The following is a 19,435-nucleotide window of genomic DNA, read 5'->3' on the forward strand; positions in this document are numbered from 1 at the left end:
GCATATTTTGCAGTTTTGAACGTATTTATTAATCAATGGTGATAAGAAACATTTATGATGTGAAGTTTTTCCCATGATTTAGGATAAAAAAGGGGTCGCTTTACCGCATTAAACCAGTTAAATGTTTAAAATTATAGTTGTTATATGAATTTAGGTTATTTATAAAATGTGAGTATAGCTAACATACTCGCAAAAAATACCTTACATAAGTATTGACGATGTCAGGTTTTAAAATTTATAATGACGACAGAAAAAAATTCGAATTTAGACATTTTCTTAGTGGGGTTGTTTAATGTTCGGAATATTTGGGAGGACGAATACATGTCGGTTGAAAACGTATTGAAATCAATTCAAGAGAACAACATCGAGTGGGTAGATTTTCGTTTTGTAGATTTAGCTGGTCGTGCACATCACATCTCGTTGCCAGCTTCGGCTGTTGATGCAGACACGTTCGTAAATGGAGTAGCTTTTGACGGTTCTTCTATCCAAGGTTTCCGCGGAATTGAAGAGTCCGATATGGTTATGATGCCAGACCCTGAAGCGACTTATGTCGATCCGTTCACTGCACACCCTACATTGAATGTTATGTGTGACATCTTCACTCCGGATGGCGAGCGTTATGAGCGTGACCCACGCAGCATCGCTGTTAAAGCAGAAGCTTATTTGCAAGAGAGCGGTGTAGGTACAGCGGCATTCTTCGCACCTGAATCCGAGTTCTTCATCTTCGACGATGTACGTTATGAGAGCGGAACGAACAGCTCTTCCTACTATGTAGATTCCGAAGAAGCTTCATGGAACACCAACCGCAAAGAAGAAGGCGGTAACCTGGGCTTCAAAGTTCGCACTAAAGGTGGATATGTTCCAGTAGCGCCAGTGGATACACAACAAGATATTCGTAGCGAAATGTGTCGTCTTTTGGAAGAAGCAGGCCTGTCGATCGAGCGTCATCACCATGAAGTGGCGACAGCGGGTCAAGCCGAAATCAACTTCCGTTTTGATACACTGAAGAAAACAGCAGATAACCTGCTTGCATACAAATACATCGTGCACAACACTGCACGTCAATATGGTAAAGTAGCAACATTCATGCCAAAACCATTGTTCGGTGATAATGGTAGCGGAATGCACGTTCACCAATCCATCTTTGATGGCGATTCCCCATTGTTCTATGACAAAGCGGGATATGCTAACCTGAGTGAAATGGCACTGCACTACATCGGAGGTATCTTGTACCATGCTCCGGCACTGATCGCTTTGACTAACCCTAGTACAAACTCATTCAAACGTCTTGTACCTGGTTACGAAGCACCAGTAAACCTGGTTTACTCCAAAGGTAACCGTTCCGCAGCAGTTCGTATTCCAGTTGCAGCTGTGACACCAAAAGGTTGTCGTATCGAGTTCCGTACACCAGACTCCACAGCTAACCCATACTTGGCATTCTCCGCAATGTTGATGGCTGGTCTGGATGGAATCAAACGCAAAATCAACCCAACTGAGCTTGGATATGGTCCTCTCGATAAAAACATCTATGACCTGTCTGATGCAGATAAAGAAAACATCCGCAGTGTGCCAGCTTCCCTCGAAGAAGCACTTGATGCATTGGCAGCTGATAACGAGTTCTTGACTGAAGGCGGCGTATTCACAAAAGAATTCATTGAAAACTACATCAACCTCAAACGTGATGAAGCAAAAGCAGTAGCGATCCGCATTCATCCGCACGAGTACAGCCTTTACTTCGACTGCTAATCGGTCGGGGTCGGAACAGTTCTTGTTCCAACTTAAAGCCTCCGGGACACGCTCTCGGAGGCTTTTCCTTGAATTAAACAATGTAGTGCTTTAACTTTGCAGGGTGATAAAGGAATTTGATGACCTGAATTCAATACTTCAGTGCATATTGCCCTTGAAGCAGATAGAGAATACTGATATCATAGCGATAATATTTACTTTGAGTGCATTTTGCACAAATCCATAGAGCGACTTTCAATAAGTAAGATATAGATCAAAATGATTCAATTTGTCTATATCTTATACCCGTGAGCGATTCTAATCGAATTGTGTAAAATGCTGTTTGTATGTCAGAGTTACGGATGGAAAGGGCGGGGGATTTTGTGACAAAAAGAGCGTATAACTTTAATGCAGGACCTGCGGCGTTACCACTTGAGGTACTGGAGCGTGCACAGGCGGAATTTGTAGATTTTCGTAATACAGGCATGTCGATTATGGAGATGTCCCACCGTGGAGCGGTGTACGAGTCTGTACATAATGAAGCTCAGGAGCGGTTGTTGTCGCTTCTAGGCAATCCAAAAGGATACAAGGTTCTCTTTCTGCAGGGCGGTGCAAGCACTCAGTTCGCGATGTTGCCAATGAACCTGCTCGGAGCAGGACAGACAGCTAGTTACGTAATGACTGGCAGCTGGGCCAAAAAGGCTCTGTCTGAGGCGAAGTTGATCGGCGAGACACATGTTGCTGCATCTTCAGAAGCAGAGAAGTTTATGAAATTGCCGGATGTTTCGAATCTGAGTTTGCCAGAACGTACGGCTTATGTACATCTGACCTCCAACGAAACGATCGAAGGTACTCAATTCAAGTCGTTCCCGGATACCGGTTCAGTACCTCTGATTGCGGACATGTCGAGTGATATTTTCTGTAAACCATTTGATCTTAATCAGTTCGGCATGATCTACGCGGGTGCACAGAAGAACCTGGGTCCATCCGGAATTACAGTTGTAATTGCTCGTGAGGAACTGGTGAGCGAATCGCCTAAAACGATTCCAACTATGCTTCGTTACAGCACACATGTTGATAACAACTCCCTGTACAATACGCCGCCATCCTTCTCGGTATATATGGTGAATGAAGTATTGAAATGGATTGAAGAACAGGGCGGACTGGCTGGTATTGAGCAAAAAAATACGAAAAAAGCGGAATTGCTCTATAACACAATTGATGCTTCCGGTGATTTCTACCGTGGTTGTGTTGAACAAGAAGATCGTTCCCTTATGAATGTAACCTTCCGTCTTGCTTCTGAGGAACTGGAGAAAAAGTTCATCAAGGCATCGGAGGAAGAAGGATTTGTAGGTCTGAAAGGACATCGCAGTGTGGGTGGTCTCCGTGCCTCCATTTATAATGCTGCTCCTTATGAGAGTGTTAAGGCACTGACAGACTTCATGAGCCACTTCCAGAAGACAAATGGATAATTAGTATAGGTACGGTGTAATGGACCTTCGTGTCTAATCCTGTGCCTTACCAGAGCCTTCCACATTGACGTGTGGAGGGCTTTTCTTTAAGATTAGAGGGTTGTCGTCAACATGAAATGAAAAGGAGATTGAACACATATGGCTTTACACATCGTTCTGGTTGAACCAGAAATTCCGGCGAACACAGGCAATATTTCGCGTACTTGTGCGGCAACCGGGACCCATCTGCATCTCGTACGTCCACTTGGATTTCGAACAGATGATGCTACATTGAAACGTGCAGGGCTGGACTACTGGCATGCTGTTCATATTGAATACCACGACTCATTTGCTGAGGTTCAGGACAAATATCCGGAAGGTCGTTTCTTCTACGCAACTACGAAGGCCAAGAACCGATACAGTGATTTTAATTTTCAGGATGGAGATTTCCTCGTTTTTGGTAAAGAGACTAAAGGCCTGCCACCTGAATTAATTGCTGCGAATCCCGATACATGCATGAAAATGCCAATGACTGGTGACGTTAGATCATTAAATCTGTCCAATTCGGCAGCAATTATTGTATATGAAGCGTTACGCCAGCTCAATTTCCCAGGATTAGAAGGATAGATTCAGGGTATAAATGACGGCTAGAATTCGGTAAAAAAACATTTTTCAAAAAAAAGGACAAAAAATGTTTATTTCCAGCAGGATTCGACAAAATCTTGGCGAATCTATAAACATAGTACAAATGTACCTAGAAATTTAGAGTAAGATAGGAGAGGTGTGCCGTAGCTATGAAGCCAGCTGGAGTAGTTCGCAAAGTTGACCAATTAGGTAGGATCGTATTGCCTAAATCTTTGCGTAAAAGGTATCAAATGAATGAGGGAGATCCTGTAGAAATCTTAGTACAAGGGGACCATATTATCTTGGAGAGATATCGTCCAAAATGTATTTTCTGCGGATCCATCGAGGAAGTCAACGAGTTCAAAGAGCGTTACATATGCGCACAATGTTTAGATGAAATGACTCAGCTTCCACAACACGGATAAGAAGTAACGCCATGGGGTTTATTAACCCCGTGGCGTTTTTTTTGTTTTATTCTCAAGTGGATGGCATAATTGCAAATTGAAAAAAAGATAAAATACGTAGACTAACGCCGGGTGTAAAGGGGTAAAATCTTATCCCATACAGCATTCAGGATGCCTTGCATATTTTCTTCCTCACTATTAATACTTATGACAGCTTCCTTTGAGGGAATTACGATACACAATTGACCATAGGCTCCATCGGCGCGATAAGCGCCATGAGAACACATCCAGAACTGATAGCCGTAGCCTTTTCCCCAATCTCCGTCTCCAGTCGTTTCGATCTGCTGGGACGTAGCCTGTCTGATCCAATCTGCAGGTACAAGCTGTGTGCCTTCCCAAAGGCCCTCCTGCAGCAGTAACTGTCCAAACCGACTCAGTTCCTCATTGCTTATCCAAAGACCTGCACAGCCAAGAGTTACCCCCAGTGGAGAGGTTTCCCACTCTACATCATGGATGCCAAGTGGATCAAATAATCGTGGAGTCAGGTAATCTTTCACGGTTTGGCCGGTAGCAGCCTGTAGCATGGCTGAGATCATAAATGTATCCCCACTGCTATATGTAAATTGTTCTCCAGGTACCCGGTCCAGAGGCAGAGACATATAATATTTCGCCCAGTCCTTTTCGGTCAATGAAGCTCGTTCATCAGCCCAAAGAGGGGGAGAGTCATGGCCCGAAGACATTCGGAGCAGATCACGTAACTTCAATTCCCGTGGAGAGGGGAGATTGTGCTGTGCAATGAGTACATGATCATAAGAGAAATAATCACCAAGTGTCGCATCCAGATGTAACAGACCTTCTTTAAGCGCAAGTCCAACGGCCATACAGGTGAAGGATTTGCTGATGGAATGTTGTACCCTGCGCTGATCCTTATCCCGGTCCCAATGGGCAAGCAGATGCCCTTTTTGTAATATGCGAATGGAAAAAACGTTCAATTGTTGCTCAGTAATCGTATGAATGAATCCTTTGAGTTGCTCAGACATATTAACCTCCCTAATATCAGGTGAAACCTGAGTAAAATCGGTTGGTGAAACGTTTCCGTAATTCGAATGCAAAATCAGAACCCATGTTAGTATAAACCTGGTTTGGTGTCAATTAAAGTTGTAATAGCACTGACTAAATTTTCATTTTTTCGTAATAATAGTGTCTTTCGACGCAAATTTAGACTTGAAACAGCATTTTTTCGAGAAAAAAACGCGAAATTTGTAAAAAGGTTATTGACAGGATTTACTCATCGGGCTTATGATTTATTCGAAACGATTCGAAGAAATCGCTTCCACATTAAAAGTGTTGTAATGAAGTCCATGTGAATCAACGTTGGCTATGTTTTGAAACGATTCGAGAAAATCGTTTCGATAACCCATCGTAATACAAGGGAATCTACAACAGCCTGCGATCCAACGCCAGAGAAACGAATGAGTAAGACAGCAGGCGATGATGAGAGGGGTTACATTATGGCACATATAACGATCGAAACTGGATCGCCAACCTTATGCATGAATACCAGCATACATGTTGTGTCCAGTGACTCCGGAGAGACTTCAGGCGGTACACTATATCTGTTGCACGGGGCAGGCGATAATGCGAGTACCTGGCAGCGGTTAACCACAATTGAGATGTATGCAGCCCAATATGGCTGTACCATCATTATGCCGGAAGCGAATCGAAGCTATTACACGGATATGGAATACGGCCTGAATTACTTCCACTACATCACTCAGGAGTTACCTGAAGTATGCAAGCGTCTACTCAATCTGAATCCTGATCCGGAGAAAACGTACGTCGCCGGTTTATCCATGGGTGGATATGGTGCACTGAAATGTGGACTAACTTATCCAGAGCGATATCGCAAAGTCGTGTCTCTATCCGGCGTAACGGATATCCAGACACGACTTCATGATCCCCATATGCCAGCGACCATGATCAAGGAAATGAAAGCGGTTTTTGGAGAACGTTTACAGGTAAAAGCCGATCAGGATATTTACGCACTGTCGGCCAAGCTGCTGGAACAGGGTGTTCCTTTACCGGATATCCTCAGTTGCTGTGGCGATAGTGACCCCTTCGTAGAGATGAATCGCGACTATGCGAAATACATGCAGGGGACTGCCTTTGATTTTCGGTATGTGGAGACGCCAGGGGCTCATGAATGGAGATTTTGGGAGCACCACCTGAGAACGATGTTTGATTTTCTGTACAACGACAAGACCAAAGTAGAGTGAGGAGATGCAATGTGAAACCTGCAGCCGAAGGACCTAGCAAAAAGCTGAAGGGAAACGTGAAGGGCAATTCGCTCTGGACTGAAATCTGGAAGCACCGAATGACATACACCCTGCTTATTCCGGGGCTTGTCTGGCTAATCCTGTTTGCCTACATGCCGATGGGTGGCCTGTCTCTGGCATTCAAAGATTACAAGGCCAACCTGGGCATCTGGGGAAGTCCATGGAGCGGATTCGAGAACTTCAAATATGTTTTCCGTGATCCAACCTTTATCGACGCAGTATGGCGTACGCTGTACATCAATATTCTGAAACTGATTATTCAGTTCCCATTCCCGATCATTCTGGCGTTGTTGCTGAATGAATTGCGGATGCGCAGAGGGAAAAAATTGTTCCAAACCGTTCTTACGTTCCCGCACTTCCTGTCCTGGATCATCGTATCCGGGGTGGTCATCAATGTGCTGGCATATGACGGACTGGTAAACAGCGCGCTCGGATTACTCGGATTGCCAACGATTAACTTCCTGGGATCCGAATCCAACTTTGTACCAATGTTGCTGTTGACTGATATTTGGAAATCAAGTGGATGGGGCGCGATTATATTCCTGGCTGCCATTTCCGGTATTGATCAGGATCAGTATGAATCAGCACAGATTGACGGGGCTTCTCGTATGCAACAGATGTTCAAAATTACTTTACCGAACATCCTTCCAACCATCACAATCATGTTTATTCTGTCGGTTGGTGGATTGATGTCTTCCGGGTTTGACCAGATCTTCAACTTGGCAAATGCCGCTACCAAAAATGTATCGGAAGTACTCGATGTATACATCTATCGGATTACGTTCCAGTCATCAACCGATTTCTCATTCTCGACAGCGGTCAGCTTGTTCCGTTCCCTGGTGAATATGGCCTTGCTGCTTCTTGCTGACAGATTTGCCAAGTGGCTTGGCGGAGACGGTTTGTTCCGATAAGAGAGGAGGAAAAATGAGATGAGCAAGAAAGCTAACAAAAAACCGAGAATTGGTACAGAAAAAATGACACTTCTCGATTACATTATCTTTGCCGTATTACTAGTGCTTGCCCTGATGATCCTGATTCCGTTCTGGAATGTCATCATGATCTCGTTTGCAACACAAAAAGAATATGCTGACAATCCATTTTTGATGTTCCCTAAAGAATGGACATTGGATTCCTATAAGGCATTGTTCGCTGACGGAACGATTCTGTCGGGGTACAAAAATACAATTATTTTGCTAGTCATCGGCTTGCCACTCAGCTTGTTCCTGACAACAAGCATGGCATATGGCCTTAGTCGCAACAAATTTCCATTTAAGAAATTTATATTTTTCCTGGTACTGTTCACCATGATCTTTAATGGTGGTATCGTACCGCTGTACCTGATCATGAAATCACTTCATCTTACTGGTACGCTGTGGTCTGTTATCCTGGCGGGAAGCTTTAGTGCTTTTAACATGATTCTGATGATGAACTACTTCTACACCTTGCCTGAATCGCTGATGGAATCGGCGAGACTGGATGGAGCCGGAGAGTGGAGAATTTTGTTCTCTGTTGTTCTTCCGCTGGCTACACCAATTATGGCTACAATCACGTTGTTCTACGGTGTAGCTTACTGGAACAGTTGGTATGATGCGATGATATTCCTTCGAAAAGCGGATCAGTTACCGCTCCAGAATGTACTCCGAAATATTATCGTGACATCTACGACGAATGCATCCAATGCATCCAGTGTGGATGCTGCCCAGGCAAGCAACTTCTCAATGGGCATGAAGATGGCAGCCGTATTTGTCACCATGGTACCAATTATGTGTTTCTTCCCAATGCTGCAAAAACACTTTGCCAAAGGGGTATTAACAGGGGCAATCAAGACCTGATTATACGTATAGGATTTTGCAATAAAATTCTACTAAAAACATGGGGGTAAAACATGAAAACGAACAAAAAGTTGTCAGTAAGAGCTCTCTTTGCCATCACGCTTAGTGTAGTTATGCTGATGGTGACCGCTTGTTCCAGCCAAGGAGCTTCAGGTGGTAACGAAAAAGATGCAGAGGGAAATTACAAAGACAACCTGACCATCTCTGTAGCTAACCTGACAGAAATCAAAAACGGGAACCTGGATAATGACTTCCACAAGTTCTGGACAGACAAATTCAATGTAACTTGGGACTACAACTATATCGATTGGGATTCATGGGGCGAGAAGCTTCGTCTGTGGATCAACTCTGGCGACTTGCCGGATGTAGCGGTATGGAACTACGTACATGGCGATGCCATTAACAGTATTGAACAAGGTTTGTTCTACAAATTCCCGGATGACTGGAAAGAACGCTGGCCTAACGTGGCAGCAGCTTACAATTTGACGGGTCTTGGAGACAAGTTGGAAGAATTGACAGGTGGAACATACGTCCTGCCTAGACCAATCTATTTCGAGAACAAACCAGCTGACCCACTGACGAACCAAATTGGTGTCATTGCGCTTCGTAAAGACTGGGCTGAAGCGGTTGGTTTTGAACTGAAAGATGCTTATACAACAACCGAATTGAACGAATATGCTGCGCTAGTGAAAGAAAAAGATCCAGGCAAAGTGGGTAACAAACTTGTACCTCTGTCCTATAATGCGGCAGATGCCATGACAAACATGATTATGCCTAACAGTGTGCATGCCATGACTGACTCTCCGTTCTACAAAGGTGAAGATGGCCAATTCCACTGGGGACCAGCAGATCCTGAAACGCTGACAGGACTTAAATTGATGCAAAAAGCCTATAAAGATGGACTGCTCAATCCTGAGTTCTACACATGGAAAAACAATGAAGGTCAAAACAACTTCAAAGTAACAGGTACAGCTGCTGTAACAAGTCTGGGCGGACTGGCTTCGTACAGACAAGGTCTGGATTCCGATATGAAAAAAAATCTGGGTGTAGATAGTGATGAACTGGTACACACAGCAATCGTAGTAGGCGATGACGGGAAATACCGTAACATGGAGCAAGCCAACTTCTGGTCTGCATTGATCTTCAATCCGGACATCAGTGACGAGAAATTCGAACGGATCATGGATCTGATCGATTACTCTGCAACAAAAGAAGGACAGTTGCTCATCAACATGGGCTTTGAAGGAAAAGATTGGAAATATGATGAAAACAACGAACTCGTTAGCTTGTTGCCAGAAGGAACGGTATTGGAAGATAAATACCCAGCACGTTTCGAAGGTCTGTATCTGCTCGGTGACGACTTCAGTGTTGTAAACCCTGCAATCAAAAAAGATTACCGTGATAGAGCCGTGAAATTGTTCGAAGAAAAAGCAAAACTTGGTACAGAAGGCAAATCGCTTGCACCATACGATTGGGATGTCAACCTGTACGATTCCAAAGCTAAGAGTCAGGCTTCATTCGACTACCAGAACGAATATGCCAACTTGATCCTCAAAAACGGAGATCTAGAGGCGAACTGGAAAGAATGGGTAAACAGTAAAATGTCCCTGGTTCAACCTTATCTGGATGAGCTAAACGATAAATTCTAGTAATCATTCAGTAATTCATTTTGAACCCGGTGCGCGGTCTCTCCCCGAACGCAGCCGGGTTCTTTATTTCAACAACTTATAGTGGAGGATACGATCAGATGAATAACGAGCAGTTGCTAGATCTGGTAAAACAGATGACGTTGGAGGAAAAAACAGCTCAGCTTCTTCAGTTGACTGCCAACTTTTATGAAGGAACAAATGTTGAAGGTCAGATCACAGGGCCGATGGAAGAGATGGGAATTACGGAGCAGTCCGTGGATGCCAGTGGGTCCATTCTGGGGTTGTCCGGTGCGCAGGCCATCATTGATGTACAGCAAGCTTATATGAAAAAAAGCCGTTTGGGCATTCCGCTTTTGTTCATGGCTGACGTAGTTCATGGATTCAAAACCATTTTCCCGATTCCACTGGCGATCGGTTGTTCATGGGACACAGAACTGGCTGAGAAAAGTGCTGAAATTGCAGCACGTGAATCAGCTGTATCCGGTTTGCATGTTACCTTTGCACCTATGGTGGATCTGGTTCGTGACCCACGCTGGGGTCGTGTGATGGAAACGACAGGAGAAGACCCTTATCTGAACAGTTTGTTTGCGGCTGCGTTTGTACGTGGATATCAGGGCGATAGTTTGAAGGATGAGCCAGATCGTCTTGCAGCCTGTGTTAAACACTTTGCGGCGTATGGGGCGGCTGAGGGTGGTCGGGATTACAATACGGTGGACATGTCTGAGCGTAACCTGCGTGAGTACTATTTGCCAGCGTACAAAGCAGCATTGGATGCGGGCGTGGAGATGGTCATGACTTCGTTCAATACGGTTGACGGTATTCCGGCAAGTGGCAATGAGAAGTTAATGCGCGGCATTTTGCGTGACGAGTGGGGCTTTGATGGTGTATTAATCTCGGATTGGGCTTCCATTCGCGAGATGATTGCACATGGTGCTGCAGAAGATGATCGTGAAGCGGCATATCGTGCCATTCGTGCAGGGGTAGATATGGAGATGATGACACCGTGTTATGTTCATCATTTGCCTGAGCTGATTGAGAGCGGTGAAGTGGAAGAAGAGCTCATTGATGAAGCCGTTCTGCGAATTTTGCAACTGAAAGAAAAGCTGGGATTGTTCGACAATCCGCTGCGTGCAGCCGATCCGGAACGTGAGCGCGAAATTGTTTTCTCCAAAGAGCACCGTCAGGTATCGTATGAACTGGCAACAAAATCAGCTGTCCTCTTGAAGAATGATGGCAATGTTCTTCCACTTCAACCGGAAGCTAATGTAGCCCTCATTGGTCCTTTTGCACAGAGTCCAGACATTCTGGGCTGGTGGTCCTGTGAAGGGGTTAAGGAAGATGCAGTTAAGCTGGGAACAGCTCTGCAAGAGCGCCTGACAGGTGGGAAAGTTCAATTTGCTCAAGGCAGTAATGTTCATACGATTACAGCTGAGCAGATTGCCGAAGCCCTGGAAGTGGCAAGCAAAGCAGATCTGATTGTTCTCGCTCTGGGTGAAGACTCTGAGATGAGCGGAGAAGGTGGCTCACGCACGGATATCCGTCTGCCAGCAGCCCAATTGGAATTGGTTAAACAGCTCAAAGCAGCGGGAAAACCGATTGCCACCGTTATTTTCAACGGCCGTCCATTGGATCTGCATGGTGTAATCGATGAATCGGATGCCGTTCTTGAAGCCTGGTTCCCAGGTAGTGAAGGCGGAGCAGCGATCGCAGATGTTCTGACAGGTGTAGTGAATCCATCCGCACGTCTGACGATGTCCTTCCCGCAGTCCGTAGGTCAGATTCCGGTCTATTACAACCGTTTCAATACAGGTCGTCCACTGAACCCGGAGAAGACGGAAGAACGTTACGTATCCAAATACATTGACAGCCCGAATGAACCTTTGCTTCCGTTCGGTTATGGTCTTTCATACACTTCGTTCTCTTATGGTGATCTTGAAGTGTCAAGTAATGAGATGACTGCCGAAGAGTCCCTGAGCATTCAAGTACGTGTAACAAACACGGGTGAGCGCGCAGGCGTGGAGACCGTTCAGTTGTACGTTCGTGATGTAACAGGTGAAGTCGTTCGTCCGATGCGTGAGCTGAAAGGATATGTGAAGCTTGCACTGGCGCCAGGCGAGAGTGGTACAGCGACGTTTACGTTAAATGAAGAACAGCTTCGTTATCACCATTCCGACTTAAGCCACCGCAGTGATCGAGGCGAGTTCCATATTCTTGTGGGTGCAAACAGTCGGGATACTCAGAAGAAATCATTCAGACTTGTTTAATCCGGTGAATGGAAAGAGTAATGTGTCAGGCCTTTTGTTATGAAAGGCCTGATAAACATAACAGGGGAGCGAAGAATGTGGTCAGTATCAAGGATATCGCCAAACAGGCGGGAGTTTCCATCTCTACTGTGTCATATGCGCTGAATGGCAGCAACAAAGTGACCGATGAGACGAGTTCCAAAATTTTGGCCATTGCCAAAGAACTGAACTATGTTCCAAATGCCGCAGCAAGAACACTGAAGAAGAGGGAATCCAAAATTCTAGGTGTATTCTTGACCGATTTTAGAGGAGATGTGTACGGAGACTTGCTGAGTGGCATGAAAGCCGTATGTAATGCTCAAGGTTATGACCTGATCGTGTGCAGTGGTAAACAATCCCATCGCATGCTTCCAGAGAGAATGATTGATGGTGCGATCATTCTGGATCATACGTTTGCAAGTGAGGAACTAATGCAGTATGCCGATCGTGGGCACAAAATCGTTGTATTGGACCGTGAGATGGATCATCCCAACATTAATCAGGTTCTGCTGGATAACAAAGCCGGGGCGACACTTGCGATGGAACATCTGATTGAACAGGGACATAAGAAAATCTACGTGGTGACCGGACCGGAAGGTTCGTTTGACTCTGTGCAGCGGTTAAAGGCTGTGAGACAGGTTGCTGAACGTGAAGCCGATGTGGAATGGATTGAGATTACGGGAGATTTTGAAAAGAGTGGTGGAGAACAAGCCGCAGATCAGATTGTGCAGGTGTATGATGGACCCGCAGCGGTATTCTGCCTCAATGATGAGATGGCTATTGGCTTGTGTGATCGTCTGGCAGACAGTACACTTGGCGTTGGTCAGGAGATTGACGTCATCGGATTCGACAATATTGAATTGAGCAAGTACGTCCAGCCGAGATTGGCAAGCATTGATTATTCCAAACGCAAGTGGGGATCACTCGCTGCTGAACAATTGATCAAAATTATTGCTGGAGAACCCGTCGATCATGAACGAATTTATGTGACATTAGTTGAGGGTGGGTCGGTGAGTGGGCCTATTCCATCTGATTCGGTTATATCTATGCGGAATGACCGGGCGGTTAGCTATTGATCCCGAATACAGCAAGAGACAAGGCTTAGAAGAATTGAATCATTCTTTTAAGCCTTGTCTCTTGCTATTTCGAGGATGAAGCAATAGAAAAAGCCTCTCCGGAGAGAGGCTTGGCCTTTACAAGCCTTTTGTTTTGTCATTGTTGTAGGATGAAGTGAGAATGCCTGTAATGAAGAGAGTCAATACGATTGCAATAATCCAGAATGTCAGTGAAAATGACATACCCTTCGCACCTCCTGCACAAGCTCATTTTCTTCTATTATAACCATTATAGGTAGAAAAGAAATGCTTCACCCTATTATTTGTAAAATAAAAAGTGTGTGGGCACCGGTCTGAGGCTGCCATCTGAAGGGTTATTAACGACCCGATTATTCAGAATAAGCGAGGATGATCCACCGCCATCCAGATTATAGGCGTCGATCACCCCAAGCTTGTACAACCGCCCTTGCAACTCTTCAAGGGTAGCACCGGAACTTCCGCCCTCATTATATCCGTCAACTACAATAATCAATAACTGATCATCCTTATAATTGCCAATGACTGTACGTGGTGCTCGTTTGGGTGATACTTTCCATTTGTCGGGAATTGCGGTTTTACGTCCATTCTGTAGCAGCACGGGTACAAACGTAGCCCCAAATTGTGGTTGCAGGCGATCCAGTGAGTTTTTGTCGAAGAACTTGCCTCCAACCAGTTTGCCGGCATCGTTAAGTCCTACAAAAAACAGATCTTTGAAACTGGCCTGGAAACCGTTCACGTATTTCCCATCCATGACGGTTGTGCTAAGTGGATAACGTTTGCCGCCACTGTCAGCAAATCCACCTGCGTTGATCCCGGCAATTGCGCCGTTACGCTTCACAGCCTGCATGGTCGTCTCAGAACGCCCAGGCTCACTGTCTAGAGCCATCTGCATGGCCGTAGGGTCTTTTAGCTTGATCTTCATGGCATAGCCCTTATAGCTGCCAGGATTCACTCTGTACATTTCAATCGTTAGCCGGTCACTGTCTACCCGTTCAAATGGAACGCCAAGCTTGGATGAAATCCGTTTGTTGTAGATCGTTTCCGGACGATCCGCTTGGGCGGAAGCCTTCTGCACAAGTGTAGACATCGTACTTGTTGTTTTATTATAGAGCTGTGTCGTTCTTTTAATAGAAGAAGAAGTCTGGACAGCAGCATCTTTTGCCCCCGCAAGCTCTTGGCTAATTGCTTGGGTCCGGGGTGTAATCGTATCCTCTGACAGTTCGGTAGGCATCAAACCTCCGGGTTCAAGTGGGGGACGAAGCAGCAGCAGGCATAATATCAATCCAACAAAAGGAGCGAGTGCAAGCATAAAAAAACGATTAACCTGTTTGACGGGTGTAATCATTTGAGCAGGTCCATCTTTTTCTGGAGTGTCTCCAGTTGTTTTTTGACTTCGCTCAGCTGGGTATACAGTTTGTTGCTGTTATCCGTTTTGTCACTTGCATTATCCTTGGTGAAAGTCAGCAATTCATTGAAGGATTGAACCTGTCCCTGCAGGTCTTCTACTTCCTTGGATATCGTTGTTAGCTGATTTTCGTAGTCGGTTTTTAGCGCTGCAATCTGCTGCTGATTATGGGCTTGAAGCTGGTTAATCATCTGTTGTTGGAGATGGTTACTATAATAGTAGGTTCCAACTACTCCTAGTGCAATGAGGACAATCCACATTACCAGAAACAGCTTGATTGAAGATCCAGCCTTGCCTTTGGCGCTCCGGGTGTGATGGATGTCAGAGGACGGGGCAGATGGTTTCATATCATCACTCCTGGTCATTTATAGGTACAAAAAAATTTCCAGTCCTCATTCTATCATGCCCCTATTGATTACGCAAAAATGAAATTCTTTACTTAATAGAGTAAAAAGAGATTGCATCGGAAGGAAGTCCTAGGATACAATTTCTTATAGATGCAATAAGTAGGAACTTTGGGCAGGTTTTTCGACTTTTTTAGATAGAAATGCAGGAAATTTATACTATATTTTGACCTTTCCGGGGATGGGAAGAGGGACGTCATGGTGTTTTTATAACAAAATACAGTGAAAATAGAGCTTTTTTATCGGCTTCCTCCTGTATTTTTCTGTTTTTCGACATAATCCGACCTATGCTTCTTCTATACTCGGACTGTCGCATAGACAATGGAATTATCATGACAGAAGCTAGAAGTTATTTGTCCAATACATAACAGGGGGAACAACAATGAAAAAAGTATGGCAGGTGGTCATCATAGATATCCACCCCACCAGCATGCTCGGTACAAAATTGATTTTGGAAGAGCAGCAAGATCTGACGGTACGTGGCATGACTTCGACCGGAACAGAAGGGCTCGAACTGGTGAATATTCACCAGCCTGATCTGATTCTTATGGATTATCGTCTTCCGGAGGGTCAGGCAGATCAATATATTGCCCAGATGAAGAATCTGTCAGCTCACAGTCACATCATCATTTTGACGGATGAAGACAATGTGAAGTTGTTTCGTCATCTGATGAGTCTTGGTGCAAGCGGCATGTTATCCAAACAGGCTTCCCCTAGCCAGCTGATTCATCTGATCTCTGGGTTACGTGAGGGCCATGTGTCCATTCCATTGTCGTGGTTAAACAGTGCGGAGTGGGCGCAACCTGTGGAGTCTCCGACAGAAGCACGTGTCATTGAATTAACAGAAACCGAAACTTTTATCATGGAAAGAATTGTTCAGGGTGTAACCTATGATAAAATAGCGAATGAGATCAACGTTAGCAGACGTTCCATTGATAATTACCTGCGTAAAATATACGTGAAGCTGGAAGTCAGCAGTAGAGCACAGGCCATTGAACGTTATGCCTTGCATGCAAGACAAGTGAAGACGGGATCCTGACGAAACAGGTTTGTTCTTCCCATGATCACAACAGTTCGGTATGCATCCGGTCATATTCGATGGCGCGCAGGAATAGGTTGTAGGGCTGCGGACTGCGAGTACAGTTTCGGAATAGGGACGAAAGGGGAACGGATCGATGAAATATTTCTTTGCTTCCCGTACCAACAGGCTTTTGTCATCACCACTGAGGGATATACGTGAGATGTCTGGCAGGGATTATTTCATTTCTCTGGCAGAAGAATTGCCTGCGGAGGAGTTGTTTCCTTTCAAATTGTTGGAAGAAGCAGCCGTGTCTGTCTTTAGTTCAGGCCCCTCCGCATTGCAATATGGAGAGCCAGCAGGCTATACGCCCCTAAGAGAGTGGTTGAACAAAGACTGGAATGCACGCAAAGGCATACGAACGGTACCCGAGCAGATTCTGTTGACCACTGGTACCCAGCAGGCCATCGATCTGGTGATGCGTCTATTACTTGAGCCCGGAGATTCTGTACTGGTTGAACATCCCACATCTCCAGGCTGTCTTGAGGTTCTGGAGATGCAAGGAGCCAAGATTGTGCCCGTAATGGGTGATCGGGACGGCATATTGCCAGACCTTTTGGAGCAACACATGCAGCAGGTTAGACCGAAGCTGCTTTTTGCTGCACCCAGTTTCTCGAATCCGACCGGTGCTTTGTGGAGTATGGAACGGCGGGAGGCTGTCCTTGAGCTGTGTTCGCGCTATGGTGTACTGCTTGTGGAAGATGATTCTTATGGAGAGCTCCATTTCGATGGCCTTGAGCCAACGGAATTCTATCGTAAATATCCTTCACTCTTTGCACTGGATACTGCCGATCAGGGTGGACATGTTCTCTACATTGGTTCATTTAGCAAAACGGTAGCGCCCGCTCTTCGAACCGGATGGGCCGCTGGACATCCTGCGCTGATTCAGGCAATGGCCTCGGTTAAACGGATTGCAGATGGTCAGTCTAGTCCGATGAATCAGCGGCTGTTATATCAACTGCTTGCCCATTCCCCTTTTCGTTGGAGTGATCACCTATCCATGTTGAATCGGGAGTATAAGACAAGACTCAAACTGATGCTTGAACTGTTGAAAAGACCGGGCTGGAAAGGGTGTCAGTACAATATCCCTGAGGGCGGAATGTATCTGTGGGTACAGTTGCCGGAAGGATTAGATAGTGGCGCTCTGCTTAAGGCGGCTTTGCCCAAAGGTGTATCTTTTCTTCCTGGATCACTATGCTCCACAGGTGTACAGGATCAACGTTACATTCGATTGAACTTTAGCCATCCGGGCCGTGATGAATTGCTGCTCGGCATGAACCTGATCAGTGAAGCCATTTCCGAATTTACGGCTCGTAGCTAAGTCAGATCAAAATTAGATTTTGTAGCAAAAATTAAAATTGGTTCATGACCAAAGTGATTACGTTATTGCATCCACTAACATTTTTATATATAATATGAATTAATGAGTTGTTGGTTTCTTTATATAAGCTGCAATGGTGGCCAGTTCAGAAAAAGCACTCATATATTTTATCTAACGGGGGAAAATTCAACATGTCTAATATTTTATTTGTTAAAGCAAATGACCGTCCTGCAGATCAAGCAGTCAGCGTTAAATTGTACGATGCATTCTTGAGCGCATACAAAGAGTCCCACCCAGGTGACACAGTTACTGAGTTGGATCTCTACAATACAGAATTCCCATTCTATGGTAACACTGCTATCACAGGTACTTACAAAGCAGCTAACGGTTTTGAACTGACAGCTGACGAGCAAAAAGCAGCTTCACTTGCAGCACAATTGCAAGATCAATTCCTGGCAGCTGACAAAGTTGTATTTGCATTCCCACTGTGGAACTTCACTGTTCCAGCTCCATTGGTAAACTACATTGCTTACCTGAGCCAAGCTGGTAAAACATTCAAATACACTGCTGAAGGTCCTGTAGGACTTGCTGGCGACAAAAAAGTAGCTTTGCTTAACGCACGTGGTGGCGTTTATTCCGAAGGCCCAATGGCAGCTGCTGAAATGTCCCTGAACTTCCTGAAAACAGTTATCGGCTTGTGGGGCATTCAAAACCCTGAAGTGGTTATCGTTGAAGGACATAACGCTTCTGCAGATCGTGCTGAAGAAATCGTTACTGCAGGTCTGAAATTGGCTTCTGAAGTAGCAGTAAAATTCTAATAACACTCTTCTATATAGAACACATCAAAACACCTGTAGTCTCCAGTGGAGATTACAGGTGTTTTTTGCATTCTCATTTTTTTCACATCCGTTACTTCAGATGATTCGGTTCAGATCTTGCCTGTATTTTTTAAGTAAAACTCCGCTGCTTCAGCAATGTGTGCAAGGTCGTCGTTATTTTCACCAGATACAGAATACGTTACATCAAGTTCATTAATGGTTCGTTCGATCATATCATTATCCTCAAGCATGTGTGCATGCTCGGTTAACGCCTGTACTCCCTTAATCGTCAAAATATACTTTCCACGGGAGAGGCGTTCAAACCAGCCATAATAATTTTTTTGCAGAATCGCTGCTGCAGAACCTACGCCTGTCTGTCTGGCAAGGTTGGCCGGGGAGGCTTCTCCGTTCGTTCGTAGAGCGGATGCGACACGTAAAGCCTTCTCACGATATGCTGTGACCAGCTGTCTTCGTGTACTGCCTCCCGTATTGTAGTCTCCGCTGCGTTCGTCGAATTCTTTGAGCAATCGTTTCCGCCGAACACCGCTTTTGCGGGCAAATTGATTGGCGCTAGTAAGGGGCGTCTGGGCGGAAGGTTCGCACAGTACATCAATCAGGGGGGCTTTGGTTTTGTAAAATGTGACAGTCAGCAGCCCCAGACCAAGTTGTCTGCATAGTGCAGTCAGTTCGCTCCAGCGTTGGTTCACGGCACCGCGTTTGCTGCGATTGCGCTCGACGGCTAGATACACGAACGGGCTAAGCTTCAAACGCTGCATGCCCTGCAACAACAGGGAGAGGTTAAATGTTTTTTTCATCTCCACAATCAGTGGTTCGTCCTGGTCCGATCTGACTCCGACGAGGTCACAATGTCTGACTTCCGCCTTGACGTCGAAGCCGCGCTGCTCGAAGAAAGCCTTCACAGGCGAATATAATTCGGTTTCGTATTGCACTGCCATCGTCCGTGCTCCTTTCCTGAAGTGGCCTGTCTCTGACCATGTGTTGTCCGGTTTCC

Annotated in this window: 17 protein-coding genes; 13 read left to right on the plus strand and 4 right to left on the minus strand. The window is 45.3% G+C overall.

Annotated features, from left to right (window positions below; translation table 11 throughout):
- Positions 1 to 321: 321 nt before the first annotated feature.
- The 4 genes from glnA (at position 322) to MKY87_RS24925 (ending at position 4,225) form a co-directional block, all read left to right on the plus strand.
- A complete protein-coding gene (glnA, locus tag MKY87_RS24910) occupies positions 322 to 1,746 on the plus strand; it encodes a type I glutamate--ammonia ligase (RefSeq protein WP_074094318.1) in 1,425 nt (474 codons plus the stop codon).
- Positions 1,747 to 2,108: 362 nt separating this feature from the next.
- Positions 2,109 to 3,197, plus strand: coding sequence for a 3-phosphoserine/phosphohydroxythreonine transaminase (serC, locus tag MKY87_RS24915; protein ID WP_074094319.1), 1,089 nt, complete (start codon positions 2,109 to 2,111; stop codon positions 3,195 to 3,197).
- 138 nt (positions 3,198 to 3,335) lie between these two features.
- The gene (gene trmL / locus MKY87_RS24920; protein WP_339784927.1) at positions 3,336 to 3,803 is read left to right on the plus strand and encodes a tRNA (uridine(34)/cytosine(34)/5-carboxymethylaminomethyluridine(34)-2'-O)-methyltransferase TrmL; all 468 of its coding nucleotides are present in this window, start codon (positions 3,336 to 3,338) and stop codon (positions 3,801 to 3,803) included.
- Between the two features lie 167 nt (positions 3,804 to 3,970).
- Positions 3,971 to 4,225, plus strand: a complete 255-nt coding sequence (locus tag MKY87_RS24925; protein ID WP_036610032.1) for an AbrB/MazE/SpoVT family DNA-binding domain-containing protein — start codon at positions 3,971 to 3,973, stop codon at positions 4,223 to 4,225.
- Positions 4,226 to 4,326: 101 nt separating this feature from the next.
- Here MKY87_RS24925 and MKY87_RS24930 read toward each other — a convergent pair whose 3' ends face one another.
- A complete protein-coding gene (locus tag MKY87_RS24930; protein ID WP_339784925.1) occupies positions 4,327 to 5,244 on the minus strand; it encodes a serine hydrolase domain-containing protein in 918 nt (305 codons plus the stop codon).
- Positions 5,245 to 5,715: 471 nt separating this feature from the next.
- Here MKY87_RS24930 and MKY87_RS24935 point away from each other — a divergent pair, with 471 nt between their 5' ends.
- The 6 genes from MKY87_RS24935 (at position 5,716) to MKY87_RS24960 (ending at position 13,379) form a co-directional block, all read left to right on the plus strand.
- The gene (locus MKY87_RS24935; RefSeq protein ID WP_145319748.1) at positions 5,716 to 6,480 is read left to right on the plus strand and encodes an alpha/beta fold hydrolase; all 765 of its coding nucleotides are present in this window, start codon (positions 5,716 to 5,718) and stop codon (positions 6,478 to 6,480) included.
- Positions 6,481 to 6,491: 11 nt separating this feature from the next.
- Entirely contained in the window at positions 6,492 to 7,451 is a 960-nt protein-coding gene (locus tag MKY87_RS24940; RefSeq protein WP_017689585.1) for an ABC transporter permease, read from the plus strand.
- Between the two features lie 18 nt (positions 7,452 to 7,469).
- A complete protein-coding gene (locus MKY87_RS24945; RefSeq protein WP_289391845.1) occupies positions 7,470 to 8,372 on the plus strand; it encodes a carbohydrate ABC transporter permease in 903 nt (300 codons plus the stop codon).
- 53 nt (positions 8,373 to 8,425) lie between these two features.
- Entirely contained in the window at positions 8,426 to 10,021 is a 1,596-nt protein-coding gene (locus tag MKY87_RS24950; RefSeq protein WP_307538221.1) for an ABC transporter substrate-binding protein, read from the plus strand.
- A 98-nt stretch (positions 10,022 to 10,119) separates the two neighbouring features.
- On the plus strand, positions 10,120 to 12,285 hold the full coding sequence (gene bglX, locus MKY87_RS24955; protein WP_340966659.1) for a beta-glucosidase BglX: 2,166 nt from the start codon (positions 10,120 to 10,122) through the stop codon (positions 12,283 to 12,285).
- Positions 12,286 to 12,362: 77 nt separating this feature from the next.
- Entirely contained in the window at positions 12,363 to 13,379 is a 1,017-nt protein-coding gene (locus MKY87_RS24960; protein WP_340966660.1) for a LacI family DNA-binding transcriptional regulator, read from the plus strand.
- A 298-nt stretch (positions 13,380 to 13,677) separates the two neighbouring features.
- Here MKY87_RS24960 and MKY87_RS24965 read toward each other — a convergent pair whose 3' ends face one another.
- Both MKY87_RS24965 and MKY87_RS24970 read right to left on the minus strand, forming a co-directional pair.
- A complete protein-coding gene (locus MKY87_RS24965; protein ID WP_091032697.1) occupies positions 13,678 to 14,742 on the minus strand; it encodes a phosphodiester glycosidase family protein in 1,065 nt (354 codons plus the stop codon).
- Positions 14,739 to 15,149 carry a uroporphyrinogen-III C-methyltransferase gene (locus MKY87_RS24970; protein WP_017689578.1) on the minus strand — a complete coding sequence of 137 codons (411 nt, stop codon included), beginning with the start codon at positions 15,147 to 15,149 and terminating at the stop codon, positions 14,739 to 14,741. Before MKY87_RS24970 ends, MKY87_RS24965 begins: the two co-directional genes overlap by 4 nt.
- Before the next feature lie 439 nt (positions 15,150 to 15,588).
- Here MKY87_RS24970 and MKY87_RS24975 point away from each other — a divergent pair, with 439 nt between their 5' ends.
- The 3 genes from MKY87_RS24975 to MKY87_RS24985 all read left to right on the plus strand — a co-directional run bounded on the left by MKY87_RS24975 (position 15,589) and on the right by MKY87_RS24985 (position 18,423).
- Positions 15,589 to 16,245 (plus strand): response regulator transcription factor, encoded by a 657-nt coding sequence (locus tag MKY87_RS24975; protein ID WP_338593040.1) that lies wholly within the window; start codon positions 15,589 to 15,591, stop codon positions 16,243 to 16,245.
- A 136-nt stretch (positions 16,246 to 16,381) separates the two neighbouring features.
- The gene (locus MKY87_RS24980; RefSeq protein ID WP_338593042.1) at positions 16,382 to 17,605 is read left to right on the plus strand and encodes an aminotransferase-like domain-containing protein; all 1,224 of its coding nucleotides are present in this window, start codon (positions 16,382 to 16,384) and stop codon (positions 17,603 to 17,605) included.
- 191 nt (positions 17,606 to 17,796) lie between these two features.
- Positions 17,797 to 18,423, plus strand: coding sequence for an FMN-dependent NADH-azoreductase (locus MKY87_RS24985; RefSeq protein ID WP_074094326.1), 627 nt, complete (start codon positions 17,797 to 17,799; stop codon positions 18,421 to 18,423).
- 110 nt (positions 18,424 to 18,533) lie between these two features.
- Here MKY87_RS24985 and MKY87_RS24990 read toward each other — a convergent pair whose 3' ends face one another.
- The gene (locus MKY87_RS24990; protein ID WP_340966661.1) at positions 18,534 to 19,379 is read right to left on the minus strand and encodes a DUF2161 domain-containing phosphodiesterase; all 846 of its coding nucleotides are present in this window, start codon (positions 19,377 to 19,379) and stop codon (positions 18,534 to 18,536) included.
- Positions 19,380 to 19,435: the final 56 nt, after the last annotated feature.

Origin of the sequence: Paenibacillus sp. FSL R7-0198, assembly GCF_038000415.1 — a bacterium.
In the GTDB taxonomy this organism is placed as follows: Bacteria; Bacillota; Bacilli; order Paenibacillales; family Paenibacillaceae; genus Paenibacillus.

Coding starts and splice junctions, on each gene's coding strand:
- MKY87_RS24950 (WP_307538221.1), top strand. CDS start 8,426: ATGAAAACGAACAAAAAGTTGTCAGTAAGAGCTCTCTTTGCCATCACG.
- MKY87_RS24970 (WP_017689578.1), bottom strand. CDS start 15,149: ATGAAACCATCTGCCCCGTCCTCTGACATCCATCACACCCGGAGCGCC.
- MKY87_RS24990 (WP_340966661.1), bottom strand. CDS start 19,379: ATGGCAGTGCAATACGAAACCGAATTATATTCGCCTGTGAAGGCTTTC.
- MKY87_RS24980 (WP_338593042.1), top strand. CDS start 16,382: ATGAAATATTTCTTTGCTTCCCGTACCAACAGGCTTTTGTCATCACCA.
- MKY87_RS24945 (WP_289391845.1), top strand. CDS start 7,470: ATGAGCAAGAAAGCTAACAAAAAACCGAGAATTGGTACAGAAAAAATG.
- glnA (WP_074094318.1), top strand. CDS start 322: ATGTCGGTTGAAAACGTATTGAAATCAATTCAAGAGAACAACATCGAG.
- MKY87_RS24985 (WP_074094326.1), top strand. CDS start 17,797: ATGTCTAATATTTTATTTGTTAAAGCAAATGACCGTCCTGCAGATCAA.
- bglX (WP_340966659.1), top strand. CDS start 10,120: ATGAATAACGAGCAGTTGCTAGATCTGGTAAAACAGATGACGTTGGAG.
- MKY87_RS24930 (WP_339784925.1), bottom strand. CDS start 5,244: ATGTCTGAGCAACTCAAAGGATTCATTCATACGATTACTGAGCAACAA.
- MKY87_RS24975 (WP_338593040.1), top strand. CDS start 15,589: ATGAAAAAAGTATGGCAGGTGGTCATCATAGATATCCACCCCACCAGC.
- trmL (WP_339784927.1), top strand. CDS start 3,336: ATGGCTTTACACATCGTTCTGGTTGAACCAGAAATTCCGGCGAACACA.
- MKY87_RS24925 (WP_036610032.1), top strand. CDS start 3,971: ATGAAGCCAGCTGGAGTAGTTCGCAAAGTTGACCAATTAGGTAGGATC.
- MKY87_RS24935 (WP_145319748.1), top strand. CDS start 5,716: ATGGCACATATAACGATCGAAACTGGATCGCCAACCTTATGCATGAAT.
- MKY87_RS24965 (WP_091032697.1), bottom strand. CDS start 14,742: ATGATTACACCCGTCAAACAGGTTAATCGTTTTTTTATGCTTGCACTC.